This window comes from Rossellomorea vietnamensis, assembly GCF_025398035.1.
Lineage (GTDB): Bacteria > Bacillota > Bacilli > Bacillales > Bacillaceae_B > Rossellomorea > Rossellomorea vietnamensis_B.
In genome coordinates this window covers 1,469,449-1,482,921 of record NZ_CP104558.1, presented here as the reverse complement: position 1 = coordinate 1,482,921, position 13,473 = coordinate 1,469,449, and the positions used below count along the sequence as shown (strand labels likewise).

General features: G+C 45.0%; 13 protein-coding genes. 9 read left to right on the top strand and 4 right to left on the bottom strand.

Annotation, left to right across the window (positions count from 1 at the left end; all coding sequences use genetic code 11):
- The first annotated feature begins 108 nt into the window (after positions 1-108).
- The 4 genes from N5C46_RS07590 to N5C46_RS07575 all read left to right on the top strand — a co-directional run bounded on the left by N5C46_RS07590 (position 109) and on the right by N5C46_RS07575 (position 4,364).
- Positions 109-1,860: a phospho-sugar mutase gene (locus tag N5C46_RS07590; RefSeq protein ID WP_261751543.1), complete on the top strand. Its 1,752-nt coding sequence runs from the start codon at positions 109-111 to the stop codon at positions 1,858-1,860.
- Positions 1,861-2,034: 174 nt separating this feature from the next.
- On the top strand, positions 2,035-3,150 hold the full coding sequence (locus N5C46_RS07585; RefSeq protein WP_261751542.1) for a GAF domain-containing sensor histidine kinase: 1,116 nt from the start codon (positions 2,035-2,037) through the stop codon (positions 3,148-3,150).
- 14 nt (positions 3,151-3,164) lie between these two features.
- Positions 3,165-3,800, top strand: a complete 636-nt coding sequence (locus N5C46_RS07580) for a response regulator (RefSeq protein ID WP_261751541.1) — start codon at positions 3,165-3,167, stop codon at positions 3,798-3,800.
- Positions 3,801-3,821: 21 nt separating this feature from the next.
- Entirely contained in the window at positions 3,822-4,364 is a 543-nt protein-coding gene (locus tag N5C46_RS07575) for an NADPH-dependent FMN reductase (RefSeq protein ID WP_261751540.1), read from the top strand.
- Between the two features lie 120 nt (positions 4,365-4,484).
- On the opposite strand, the gene N5C46_RS07570 is transcribed toward N5C46_RS07575, so the two are convergent.
- Positions 4,485-4,739, bottom strand: a complete 255-nt coding sequence (locus N5C46_RS07570) for a YhdB family protein (protein WP_034763164.1) — start codon at positions 4,737-4,739, stop codon at positions 4,485-4,487.
- Positions 4,740-4,906: 167 nt separating this feature from the next.
- On the opposite strand from N5C46_RS07570, the gene N5C46_RS07565 reads away from it, so the two are divergent.
- The 4 genes from N5C46_RS07565 (at position 4,907) to N5C46_RS07550 (ending at position 8,665) form a co-directional block, all read left to right on the top strand.
- Positions 4,907-5,209 (top strand): DUF3889 domain-containing protein, encoded by a 303-nt coding sequence (locus tag N5C46_RS07565; RefSeq protein ID WP_034763166.1) that lies wholly within the window; start codon positions 4,907-4,909, stop codon positions 5,207-5,209.
- 251 nt (positions 5,210-5,460) lie between these two features.
- Complete coding sequence (locus tag N5C46_RS07560) at positions 5,461-6,651, top strand: MFS transporter (RefSeq protein WP_261751539.1); 1,191 nt, start codon at positions 5,461-5,463, stop codon at positions 6,649-6,651.
- 150 nt (positions 6,652-6,801) lie between these two features.
- Positions 6,802-8,214 (top strand): SpoVR family protein, encoded by a 1,413-nt coding sequence (locus N5C46_RS07555; protein ID WP_061810943.1) that lies wholly within the window; start codon positions 6,802-6,804, stop codon positions 8,212-8,214.
- A 106-nt stretch (positions 8,215-8,320) separates the two neighbouring features.
- Complete coding sequence (locus N5C46_RS07550; protein ID WP_261751538.1) at positions 8,321-8,665, top strand: hypothetical protein; 345 nt, start codon at positions 8,321-8,323, stop codon at positions 8,663-8,665.
- A 223-nt stretch (positions 8,666-8,888) separates the two neighbouring features.
- On the opposite strand, the gene N5C46_RS07545 is transcribed toward N5C46_RS07550, so the two are convergent.
- Positions 8,889-9,518: a YczE/YyaS/YitT family protein gene (locus N5C46_RS07545; protein WP_261751537.1), complete on the bottom strand. Its 630-nt coding sequence runs from the start codon at positions 9,516-9,518 to the stop codon at positions 8,889-8,891.
- A 204-nt stretch (positions 9,519-9,722) separates the two neighbouring features.
- On the opposite strand from N5C46_RS07545, the gene N5C46_RS07540 reads away from it, so the two are divergent.
- A complete protein-coding gene (locus N5C46_RS07540; RefSeq protein WP_420720454.1) occupies positions 9,723-11,318 on the top strand; it encodes an SLC13 family permease in 1,596 nt (531 codons plus the stop codon).
- A gap of 44 nt (positions 11,319-11,362) precedes the next feature.
- On the opposite strand, the gene N5C46_RS07535 is transcribed toward N5C46_RS07540, so the two are convergent.
- Positions 11,363-12,139 (bottom strand): 3-hydroxybutyrate dehydrogenase, encoded by a 777-nt coding sequence (locus N5C46_RS07535; protein WP_034763177.1) that lies wholly within the window; start codon positions 12,137-12,139, stop codon positions 11,363-11,365.
- 18 nt (positions 12,140-12,157) lie between these two features.
- Positions 12,158-13,444 carry a GntP family permease gene (locus tag N5C46_RS07530; protein ID WP_034763179.1) on the bottom strand — a complete coding sequence of 429 codons (1,287 nt, stop codon included), beginning with the start codon at positions 13,442-13,444 and terminating at the stop codon, positions 12,158-12,160.
- Positions 13,445-13,473: the final 29 nt, after the last annotated feature.

Below are 13,473 nucleotides of genomic sequence, written 5' to 3'. Positions count from 1 at the left end.
TAAAATAAGGATTAAACGAATCTTGTCGACATGTGACGGATTGTTTTAGAAGGAATTCTACAATATATGATAGAATTCATTATTATACAGCATTAGGAGGGGATCGTTTTGAGTTGGAAAACATCTTGGGAAAAATGGAGCAGCTACTTACACCTGGACAAAGAAGTCAATGAACTTTTAGAGTCAATGAAAGACGACGAAAAGTCCTTGGAAGACGCATTCTACAAAAACCTTGAATTCGGTACGGGTGGAATGAGGGGAGAAATCGGTCCCGGAACCAATCGAATGAACATTTATACAGTCAGAAAAGCCTCTGAAGGACTGGCGCGATACATAGAAGAGCAAGGAGAAGAGGCTAAAAACCGCGGAGTTGTAATCGCTTACGACTCACGTTATAAATCACCTGAATTCGCCATGGAGTCAGCGAAGACCCTGGCAACCCATGGCATCCAAACATATGTCTTCGATGAATTGAAACCGACACCGGAGCTTTCATTTGCCCTGCGGCAGCTAAAGGCATTCTCAGGCATTGTGGTGACTGCAAGCCATAATCCACCTGAATACAATGGGTATAAAGTGTACGGGGAAGATGGTGCTCAACTTCCTCCACACGTAGCGGATGCAGTGATCGGGAAAGTGAATGCCGTTGAAAACGAACTGGAAATCCATGTTCGGACCGAAGAAGAATTAAAATCAGCCGGCCTGATTAAAATGATCGGGGAAGACATCGATCAATCATACCTGGAACATTTGATTTCGATTTCAGAGAAGCCTCAGATTGCCAAGGAAACCGATTTAAAAATCGTATTTTCACCTCTGCATGGCACTGCCTTGAAGATGGCTGAAAAAGGGTTGAAAGCATTAGGGTATGAGCAAGTTCACATTGTAAAGGAACAGGCAGTCCCTGATCCTGAGTTTACAACAGTGAAGTCTCCGAACCCTGAAGATAAAGCGGCATTTGAATACAGCATCCGAGACGGGAAGGAAATCGACGCGGATATCCTGATTGCGACGGATCCCGATGCAGACCGTTTAGGTGTAGCGGTAAAAGGGGAAGCAGGCGAGTATATCCTCCTTACCGGAAACCAGACAGGGGCCATCCTCCTGGATTATATCCTTGCTCGCAAACAGCAAAAGAACATGATCCCTGAGAACGGCCGGGTATTCAAAACCATCGTGACATCCGAATTGGGCCGTAAAGTCGCTGAGCATTATGGCGCTTCAGTCGAGGATGTACTGACTGGTTTTAAATTCATCGGGGAAAAAATCAAGCAATACGAAGAAACAGGCGAGTATTCATTCTTATTCGGATACGAAGAGAGCTATGGATACCTGATCGGCGACTTTGCCCGTGATAAGGATGCCATTCAAGCCGTATTGATGGCAGCGGAAGCGGCTGCCTATTATAAAAAAGAAGGCAAAACGCTATACAATGTCCTCCATGAATTATTTGAAGTACACGGGTTCTATCAGGAAGGACTGAAGAGTCTGACTCTTAAAGGAAAAGAAGGGGCCGAACAAATTCAGGGGATCCTGAAGGACTTCAGGAACGAACCGTTGAAAGAAGTGGCAGGTTTACGTGTGGTTTCTTCAGAGGACTACAAGACAAGTAAGAAACTGGATTTGGTATCCGGTGAGGAAACCTCCATTCATCTGCCTTCTTCCAATGTGTTGAAATATCATCTTGAAGATGGATCTTGGATTTGCCTCCGTCCATCAGGGACCGAACCGAAGATCAAGTTCTATTTCAGCGTGATCGGTGAGACCGAAAGCGACAGCGATGATAAATTACAAGCTCTGCAGGATGCCATCATGGCGAAAGTCGAGACGATGATCCGTTCGTCTGTAGGGAAGGCGTAAACCTTTTATCCTTCTAAAACAAGAGATGTGTTCCTGCATCTCTTGTTTTTTTGGATTGTGGCGGGAACGTGTGTTTTCGGTCAAAGGTCGTAGAATGGTATCCTTCTTTTTGATAATACCGGATTTATGTGAAATCTATATAATAGTAGTATAGGATCGGAGAGGACGATGAATATGAATTCTGAATCCCTTTCAAATATCGGACTTTTGAAAGAGATAGCCGAGTTGCTGAATAACGAAACAGAGCTTGATTCCATGCTTTCAGGTGCACTGAAGAAGCTGATCAGAGGTTCAAGCTTTACAACAGGGTGGATCTTTTTCATTGAAAAAGAAGGAAGCCACGAACTTGTTTCTTATGAGAATCTGCCAGGATCCCTCTCAGACCGTCAATGTGAGCCGATGAAAAAGGGTGGGTGCTGGTGTGTGAATCGATTCCGCAAAGGTAAACTGACCAAAGCGTCCAATATTATTGAATGTCAGCGGATCGAGCAGGCCATCGAAGAGAACAGGGAAGATACAGATGATATTACGCACCATGCGACGGTCCCCCTCCAGTCCGGGGATGAGTCCTTTGGGCTATTGAATGTCGCAGCACCGAACAAGACCCATTTCACAACAGACGAACTGGCGCTTCTTGAATCCGTTGCCTTCCAAATCGGATCCGCCATCAAGCGCATTCTGCTCACGAAAAAAGAGCAGGAAGTCGCATTGATCGGAGAAAGGAACCGACTGGCAAGAGATCTTCATGATTCGGTCAATCAATTGTTGTTTTCCCTTACTTTAACGGCAAGGGGAGGGGCAGAAATGACGGGGGATGAAGAGGTAAAGGATACGTTCAAAACGATTCAAGGGATGGCTCAGGAAGCCTTATCGGAAATGAGGGCCCTCATCTGGCAATTGAGACCTCATGGACTTGAGAATGGAGTCGTAGAAGCGGCCAAAGGATATGCAGAAATGCTTGGATTGACTTTGGAAACGAAAGTTGAAGGAGTCATTTCTCTAAGCTCTAAAATAGAAGAAGTGTTGTGGCGTGTCAGTCAGGAAGCGCTGAATAATTGTAAAAAGCATTCCGGGGAAAAACACATCCTCTATACATTGAAAAGTGAGCTGCAATCCATCGATCTGAAGATTGAAGATAGAGGATATGGATTTCACTATGACGGAAAGCAGTCCCTGCCTTCAGTAGGGATCCAAAGTATGAAAGAACGTGTGAAAAACATTGGTGGTACGCTGACCATCGACAGTCAGCTTGGAAGGGGAACGGTCATATCAGTTCGATTACCGTATTAGGAGGTGCCGGGTAAATGATTAGAGTATTGATAGCAGATGATCACCACGTCGTGCGGAGGGGATTGGTTTTCTTTTTAAAAACTCAAAAGGATTTGGATATCGTCGGTGAAGCGAAGGATGGGCAAGAGGCCGTTCGAATGGCTGGAGACTTGAAACCCGACATCATTCTAATGGATCTGATGATGCCGGTCATGGACGGGATCCAGGCGACCAGGGAAATTAAAAAGAATTATCCAGACATTCAAATTTTGATGCTGACGAGCTTTTCCGACCAGAATCACGTGATTCCCGCTATAGAAGCAGGAGCGGCTGGATATCAGTTAAAGGACATTGAACCTGATGAATTAGTGAGCGGGATCCGAAAACTGCTTTCAGGTGAAAATTCTCTTCACCCGAAAGCAACCAATCATTTACTGACAAGGATCACGAAACAAGAGCATCCCCATAAAATCCATGAACTGACCAAACGGGAGAAGGATGTTTTGATTGAGCTGACGAAAGGGAAGAGTAATAAAGAGATTGCTTCAAGCCTCTATATTACGGAAAAAACCGTCAAGACCCATATTTCGAATATTTTTTCCAAGCTGGAAGTGTCAGATCGGACACAGGCGGCACTCTATGCCGTGAAACATCAATTGACAAAAAATTAATCTGGAAAGGATTTTTATGACATGAGCATTGTAATCATTAACGGAAGCCCGAGAAAACGCGGACGCACTGGAATTGCGTCAAGATTCATTGCAAGGACATATGATTGTGATCTTGTTGATTTAAGTGATGGCTCGCTTCCTCTGTATACGGGAGAACAGGAGCAATCGGAGGTCGCCGCCGTTCAATCACTTAAGAAAAAAGTGAAAGATGCGGACGCCGTCATTTTAGCTTCCCCGGAATATCACAGCGGTATGAGCGGGGCACTCAAAAATGCACTCGATTTCTTAAGCAGTGAGCAATTCGCTCATAAACCTGTCGCGCTTCTTGCATGCGCAGGCGGGGGGAAAGGCGGTATCAACTGCTTGAATAATCTTCGTATCGTCGGTCGGGGAGTGTATGCAAATGTCATTCCGAAGCAGCTTGTTCTTGATCCCCACTGTTTTGATTATGAAAGTGATGGGCTATTAGAGGAACCTGCAAAGTTAGTGGATGACCTGATGAGGGAACTAAAGGTGTATGTAAAAGCAGCTGAACTGGTAAAAACTGAAATTTCGTCCCAATGATAAAAATCGGCATTTTGCCGGTTTTTTTTATGTGCACCTGGAAATAATGATGGAAATAAATAAAAGCTGATCCAATAGCGTATACTAATTGGATCAGCCGTAGGTGGAATTCTCTTTTTGTTACATCTCTGCAAAGGTTTCCTGAAGTGGTTGCTCGACACTATAGGTGAAGTTTGCATGTTCGATATATCGTAAAAGCGTATAGAGATTACGCTCTACAACCGTGTAATCATTTGAAAAATGATACGCATGTAAGAAATGTTCAATTCTTTTTGAAAGAAGGTCATCCTTCGTTCTCACCATAAGGATCAACAGGTTATCCCATTCTGATCGGTGAGTGTAATACAAGGCCCGATCGTAATCGACTTTGTTCACTTGGTTTCCCTCCTTCTGAAGGGGTACTCCTATTTTGCACGAGAAACCGTATTTTTTTCTCTGTAAAAGTTGGTACTGTTGCAAATGCTCGTTTTCCTTCTATTGGGTGAATAAAAACGCCTGATTAATTCATCCTATGTAATGAAACGTAAACAGAGGTGATGAAAATGAAGAAAGCAATCGTGATGTTATCAACTGTATTTTTTCTGGTATTTTCAAGTCAGGCGCATGCCGAGCAGTCGGATTATAAGAAGTTTGGACGCATTGCGACAGCCGTCATCAAAGAGGACTATCCCGGACAGCCTGTAAAGGATTATCAGTACCAGGGACGCAAGAAAATGACGGAGAACAAGGTATCCGATGCCTTTGAATTTACCGTTCAAGAAAATAATGCCGAGAAAAAGGTCGTTGTCATCGTGGTACACGATCTAGACAATGAAAAGGTACTCAACATCTCGGTGAAGGAATAACGGGAACAGATGAAGTCTTCTTTGATTAAGGAGGCTTTTTTTGTTATAGGCGAGACTGGCCATTTTCCCATAAAATCTGCACGCGCATATACATATGTACAATAAACTAAAGTATTACCTGCAAATTCACCATCAGTTTGCTAAAATGAAATCATACATAAATCGTTTTGATTCTGAAAGGGGATCTTTGTTCCGATGTGATGCTGTTCTTTTCTTACCTATATATAAACTGAATAGAGGGAGGAAGAGATATGCATTCCAATGCATTTAGAAATCTGTGGTTCGGTCAGTCATTGGCCAATATGGGGGATATCTTCTATATCGTAGGGTTGATCTCCCTTGTATACAATATGACCGGTTCTGCTGTTTACATGACGGCCGTTCCTTTAGTGATCACCTTTTCACGATTCATCAGCAGCATGGCAGCGCCTTTGTTGTTGAATCGTACACAGATGAAGAGCTTGATCGCGTATTCGCAAATGGGGAAGACATTTTTTTTATGCGTGTTCCTCCTGATGATGGTACTGGGTAGTGGAAATGTGTGGATGTATCTCAGTTGTGCGAGTATCATTTCTTTTCTGGATGGTTGGGCACTGCCGGCGAGAAATGCATATGTGCCATTTCTGGTTAAGAGAGAGGAGCTGATGGGTGCGAATGGCTTCCTCTCAACCGTCGATCAGACGATTCAATTCTCAAGCTGGGCTTTGGGCGGTATTCTTTTAGCAGTCCTGAATGCAACGAATCTTTTCATTGTGGTGATCCTCTTGTTTCTGGCCAGCACTTTTTATATGCTGAAGCTGCCGGTCATTCCAAGTAGCACGCTGGAAGTTCGCAAGATTTGGTGGCAGGAGCTTGGGGAGGGCTGGTCTCAGGTGAAAAGCCGGAAAGGGCTGGTCCCCGTTTTTTGGATATACGGACTGGAGTCGATTTCAGGGACCGTCTGGATTGCGGCCGTTCTTTATTTATATGTGGATCTCTTGCTTCAGCGGGGGGAAGAATGGTGGGGATTCATCAATTCAAGCTTCTTTGTGGGATTGGTCCTTGCCTCCTATCTCATATTTAAGCTGCATGGCATCTTTTCAAAACACCGGCATAAGTGGCTCCCCTTCTGCATGATTGTCACTTCAGGTGTCACTCTTGTATTTGCCTGGAATAAAATAGCCGTGATGGCGCTTATCCTGTCGTTTGTGTTCGGCTTATTTGATCAAATAAAGAACGTAGTGCTTCAGACGTATTTACAGGAGAGTGCGCCGCCGGAAGAGCTCGGGAAGATTTATGCTGCACAAGGGGCGTTAACCACGCTCTTGTTCGGCTTATCGTCAGTGGGGGTCGGGCTTCTCCTGGAAGTCATGAGTGTCTCAATGGTTTTCACATGGTCTGCACTCTTGCTGCTCACTACTCTCATCCCAGTTAAATTATTGCAAAAGAATTTGAATACGTAAGGTTGATAAGAAGGCTGTTCCCTGGATTATGGGGACAGCCTTTTTGTTGGTTATGCTTGTCGCCTCTGCCCAACCCGGCTCCGCTTTTCTTTTCATCAAATCCCCATTGTCTTCATACATTTAGATAAGAGAATAAAGAGGGGGATGAAGATGAATTTAGAGGAGCAGAAGAATTTGCAGAATGCGATAGGGGAAATTACTGAGATAGCAGCCGGGTTTGGTCTGGATTTTTATCCGATGCGATATGAAATTTGTCCTGCTGACATTATATATACTTTTGGGGCTTATGGGATGCCGACACGGTTTTCGCACTGGAGTTTCGGGAAGCAGTTCCATAAGATGAAGCTGCAGTATGATTTGGGGTTGAGTAAGATATATGAGCTTGTGATCAACTCGGATCCTTGTTATGCGTTCTTGCTGGATTCCAATTCCCTCATACAGAATAAATTGATTGTGGCTCACGTTCTGGCACACTGTGACTTCTTTAAGAACAATGTCCGTTTTCAGAATACGAAGCGGGATATGGTGGAAAGTATGTCGGCTACGGCTGAACGCGTGCGCAGATATGAGATCGAACATGGGAAGCAGGAAGTCGAGAATTTCCTTGATGCGGTCCTTGCCGTCGATGAACATATCGATCCTTCCCTCATGAGGCCGAAACTGTCGTGGACGATGGATGATGTGGAGTGGGAAGAAGAAGAAGTGAGTCATGCGACGCCATATGATGATCTATGGTCCTTGGATGAAAAGCCAAAGAGCAGGGAAAAGAAGAAAGTGAAGAAGAAGTTTCCTCCGCAGCCGGAGAAGGACATCCTTCTTTTCATCGAGCAGTACAGCAGGGAATTGTCGGACTGGCAGCGGGATATATTGACAATGATGAGGGAGGAAATGCTGTATTTCTGGCCACAGCTTGAAACGAAGATCATGAATGAAGGATGGGCCTCTTATTGGCATCAGCGGATCATTCGTGAAATGGATCTGACAAGCGGTGAATCGATCGAGTTTGCCAAGCTCAATGCTGGTGTCGTACAGCCGTCCCGCACACAGATCAATCCATATTATCTCGGTCTGAAGATTTTCGAAGATATTGAGGATCGGTTCGACAACCCGACAGAAGAGATGAAAAAACGGGGGGTAAAGCCGAATTCCGGTCGTGAAAAAATGTTTGAAGTGCGTGAAATCGAATCGGATATTTCCTTCTTGCGAAACTATCTAACGAAGGATCTGGTGACGAGAGAGGATATGTATCTGTTCCAAAAGCAGGGGAAGGATTATAAAATTGTCGATAAAGAATGGACCCATGTCCGGGATCAGCTCGTGGGCATGAGGGTGAATGGCGGTTTCCCTTACATCACTGTGAATGACGGGGATTATATGAAGAGCGGGGAACTTTACCTGAAGCACTGGTTCGAAGATGTCGAGCTTGATATTAAATATTTGGAAAAGGTTTTACCTTATTTGCACCGGCTCTGGGGAAGACCGGTTCATATCGAGACCCATGTGGAGAACCGGGATATGCTATTTACGTATGACGGAAGAAGTGTTCAGCGGAAATATCTATAGGAGGAAGAGTCACATCCAGGATATCATCCGGATGGGGCTCTTTTTTGTTCTAAAAAAGGTGGACGGGTTCATACATAATAATAAGAACATTAGAGGAGGAGATAAGATGGCAGACGTGGAAGTCTTTATCGGTGATTTAAGGGACCGGTCGTTTCATTATGAAGGGGGAGACTGGAATCATAATTATCCAAAACGGATCAGTCCCTTTTTTCCGAGGGGCTATGAACTATTCTTCTCCGTGCTGGATGGTATTTATTATAAAAGATTGGAGGGACGGCAGACCGATTGGGGAAGTCATACCTGCCTGATGTTCCCGGCAGAGATGCTATCGATGCTGGAAGAATATTATAAGAGAGAAACGGATGATGAACAAGTACAGCAACTATTCCAGTTTATAAAGCAACTGGATCAGGATCAGCAATACGGCCTGGTTGCATGTGAGATGTCATAAGGGATGAACCTTTCCATTTTGAGGTGCTTTTTAGAAGAACTTGCCATAGTTTGGTGAGTTCTTTTATTTGGAAAAAGACGTTGAAGAACCAGTGAAAGGAAAATAAGCGGAATTTCACCGCCTAATTAACAGCTCGGTGTTTAACCAGATCTACCAAGCGATAAGTGCCGCCCCCCTTAAAACGAAATCCTTTAGCCTCTGGTTCACCCCTTCCACTCTCGTTTCACATACTAATATTGCTGTGTTGTGGGAAACGTGTGTGGAGTCTGTTAGTGAAAAATAAGAAAGACTTTTGAAAGATGGGACTTTGAATGAATGTATAAATGAATGTAAACACAAAGACTGGCCCGGATAGGAAAAGGCCGATCAGTAGTACCGTGCACTCACAGATTATCCGGACCCTGCTGATGGAAAGACCGGTTAAATCTGAGATGGTGAGCATAAATCCATCCCGTGGACCGGTCCCGAGATGGGCAGCGGAATATAATCCCCCGCCGATCCCCATCAATAAAATGGCAGATAGTAGAATCGGAATATCCGTGATCAGCCCCGTTTTTGGAGGAAGCAGATCATAGAAGAGAAAAAAGTCCACTAGCACTCCCACCAGTACTCCGTTTAGGATGGTGCCGATTTGAACATATTTTCCCTTTAGGATAAGCGTACCTGAAACGAGCATGGCTCCTACGATGATATTCCACGTTCCGATGGTCAAACCGAACTTCTGGAACATGGCGATATTCAGTACATCCCATGGATGAATGCCTAAGTACTGAACCTTTATGGACATGCTGATCCCATAGCTGAAAATGAGTAATCCGAAAACAAAATAGCTTATTTGCCAGTAAATTTTCATCTCTTCTCCTTTTGTAAAAACGTCATATCTATCTAACATTATTTTACAATGAAACGTTCTATGATGAAATGGTCCTTTAATCATTCTCTGAAAACGGATAGGAGGAAAGAGGTACTCTTACAGAATATGGTTGGTTTTTGTTTATGACGCTTTCGTAAAAGGGTATGGACTATTAATAATCAAAGGGGGGAATGGGTTATGCAAATGGTGAAAAGAGCATGGGGAACACTTTGGGGCTGGCACCTTGATGTCAAGGATACGCTCCAATTCTTCACCTCAGGGAGCACGCCGGTGAAGGAAACGATGGAAACCGATCGAAAGCCGGAGCCTTCTCTAAAACCACGGCAATCGATCGGGTTCGTATTAGGCCCAGTATTATTTTTGCTCATATTACTTTTCTTTTCTCCTGAGGGACTTTCCGAAGAAGCGGTAGCGGTTCTTGCAGGAACAGTATGGATTGCGGTTTGGTGGATCACAGAGGCCATACCGATACCGGCAACATCTCTCCTGCCGATCATTTTATTCCCGGTTACCGGTGCCCTTCAGTCCGGAGAAGTGACATCTGCTTATGGAGATGGCACAATCTTCTTATTTATGGGAGGTTTCATCATTGCAATCGCCATGGAAAAATGGAATTTACATAAGCGAATCGCCATGAACATCATTTTATTAATCGGGACAAGCACTGAGCGGATTGTCCTTGGGTTCATGCTTGCGACAGGATTTCTTTCCATGTGGATATCAAACACCGCAACGGCCATGATGATGTTGCCGATCGGAACCGCCGTAGTTTATCAAGTGAATGAAAGTTTACAGAAGGAAGGAGCAAAAAGGACGGGGCATTTCAGTAAAGTCATCATGCTCGGGATTGCCTACAGTGCATCGATCGGAGGATTGGGAACCTTAATCGGGACGCCTCCCAACACGATATTTGCTGCAGTGATCAAACAGCTGTATGGAATCGACTTTTCTTTTGCAAAGTGGATGCTCTTCGGAGTCCCTCTCGCGGCCATCCTCCTCATGGCCACATGGTGGTATCTCATCAAGGTGGCATTCCCGCTGAAAATCAAGGAACTTCCTGGGGGCAGGGAGATTGTGGAGAAGGAAAACCGCTCTCTAGGAAGGATATCTTTCGAAGAAAAGCTTGTTTTGACAGTCTTCGTCGCTACAGCCTTTTGCTGGATCACACGTTCTTTTTTATTGAACGACTGGATCCCATCTTTGGATGATACGATCATTGCCATTACAGGAGCACTCGTCCTCTTCCTGCTTCCAGGCAGAAAAGAGTCAAGATTGTTGAAGTGGGACGATGCCAAAAAGCTTCCATGGGGTATCCTGCTTCTGTTTGGCGGAGGACTTGCCATTGCAAAAGGTTTCAAAGAGACGGGCCTTGCGGAATGGATAGGGAAGCAGTTGACGGTACTCGACGGAATATCATTTATCATCATCCTTGTGGCTGTCACGGCTTTTGTGATTTTCTTGACGGAAATCACGTCCAATACGGCCACAGCCACGATGATGTTCCCGATTATGGCAGCCCTTGCCGCTGCTTTGAATGTTCATCCGTATAGTTTGATGGTAGCCGCCGGTCTCGCTGCATCCTGTGCATTCATGTTGCCGGTTGCCACACCGCCTAATGCAGTGGTATTCGGATCGGGTTATATCAAGATGGGGGACATGGTCAAAGCGGGTGTATGGTTGAATCTTATTAGTATTGTGTTCATCACGCTCTTGATTTATTTCGTCATGCCTATGGTATGGGGAGTGGATCTGAGTGTATTCCCGGAAAACATGAAGTAAATAAAAATCGGATCAGGGTTCTGATCCGATTTTTCGAGTTGGTATTATTGAGCTGTATATCCTCCATCGAGGACTACCGCTTGGCCGGTAACACCTTTCGCTTTGTCACTTGCAAGGAAGATGGTGTAATCCGCAATTTCTTCCACTGAGAGTAACCGTTTTTGGGGCACCAGAGGGTAAATGACGTCCTCCAATACTTTCTCAAGCTCTACTCCCCGGGTTGTTGAAATATCCTTCAACTGGTTACGGACAAGGGGGGTATCCACGTATCCAGGGCACATGGCGTTTACGGTGATACCGTGTTCAGCTCCTTCGAGGGCGGACACTTTGGTTAATCCGATGACTCCATGCTTCGCACTATTATAAGCTGCTTTCCCGGCAAATCCGATCAAGCCATTGATGGAGGCCATGTTGATGATCCGACCGAACTTCTGCTTTTTCATATGTGGAAAAGCAAATTTCGTTGCAATGAATGGGGCGGTCAGCATGATTTTGATTAATAGTTCGAACTTTTCAATCGGAAAGTCCTCAATGGGTGAAACATGTTGAAGCCCTGCATTATTGATCAGGACATCGATCCGTCCATAGTGTTCTACGGTCTTATCGATTCCGGCCTTCACGTCGTCTTCACTCGTTACGTCGCATTTAATGCCAAGGCATTCAAACCCTCTGCTTTTTAGTTCATCTACCGCTTCATCCAATCCTTCTTGATTGATATCGGACAGAACGACCTTTGCACCATTTTGGGCAAAATGTTCCCCGATTTCAAATCCGATCCCTCTTGCAGCACCTGTAATAAATACCACTTTGTCATTGACCATTTTGATTTCCTCCTCGAATTAGTAAATTCCCATATTGGCTAGGATGATTGAGACGATTTCCGCGATTGTCGGAATTAGCAGCCCGACAACGGCAACATCTAGATATGAATCTTTATGAGTAAGTCCCGTTACGGCAAATAGGGTCAGGAGAGCGCCATTATGAGGCAGAATCGATGCACCGGAAGAAATGGACGCAATCCGGTGGAATGCTTCTGCGCTGATTCCGCTTGTCTGTGAAAGCTCATAATATTTATCTCCCAACGCCTCCAGGGCAATTCCCATCCCTCCGGAAGCAGAACCCGTTATGGCAGCCAATGTTTGAACAGCGATAGCTTCTGAGATCACCGGATTCCCTTTGATGCCCAGGATGAGTTTCGTTAACGTCTTAAAACCGGGTGCCGCTGTCACGACAGCCCCAAACCCGACTGCGGCACTGGTATTGATCACGGCCATCACAGAACCTTTGGCCCCTCCATTGACAGCAGGAATGAATTTCTTATAATGTTTGAAATTAATGAGTAATATTGAAAGGATTCCGACAAGAAGGGCAGTCAGGATATTCCACTTGAACACATTCAAGGTAACGACGACGATGACAAGTGGCAGAAACGAGAGATAGAAGTTCGGAAGCTCCGATTCTTTAATTTCTTTTACATCATTCCCGCCTTTGGGTTCGGTGAAAACATCGCCTTTCGCCGTGAACTGCTTTTGACGCCATCTTAAATAAAAGTACCCGCCAACCGCCATGATTAACCCCCCGGTAATCCCGATGATGGGAGCGGCAGTAGGTGATGTCTTGAAGTAATCGATCGGTATCAGGTTCTGGATCTGTGGTGTACCGGGGATTGCGGTCATGGTAAAGGTGAAAGCACCTAATACAAAGGTTGGCGGCAGTAGTTTCCGTGTAATATCCGCCTCTCTGAACATGGCGATCGCCAGTGGATAGATGGCAAACACCACCACGAATAAACTGACACCGCCATATGTCAATACCGCTGCAGCAATCAGTACTCCCAGGATGGCCCGGTCTTTCCCGATAATGTTGGTGATCTTATATGCCACGGATTGAGCGGCACCTACATCTTCCATCAACTTTCCGAAGATGGCCCCAAACAGGAAGACAGGAAACCATTCTTTTGCAAAGTCCACAAATCCGGTCATATACGTTTCTGTATAGGCCGGCAGCAGATCAAGACCACTCATTAACGCAACCAAACCTGCAACCAGCGGCGCGATCCAGATGATCGACCATCCTAAATACGCTAAAACCATAAGCAGGATTAATCCAACGATGATGCTAGTCATAATTCACCTCTTAACTATCTATTTCCGCT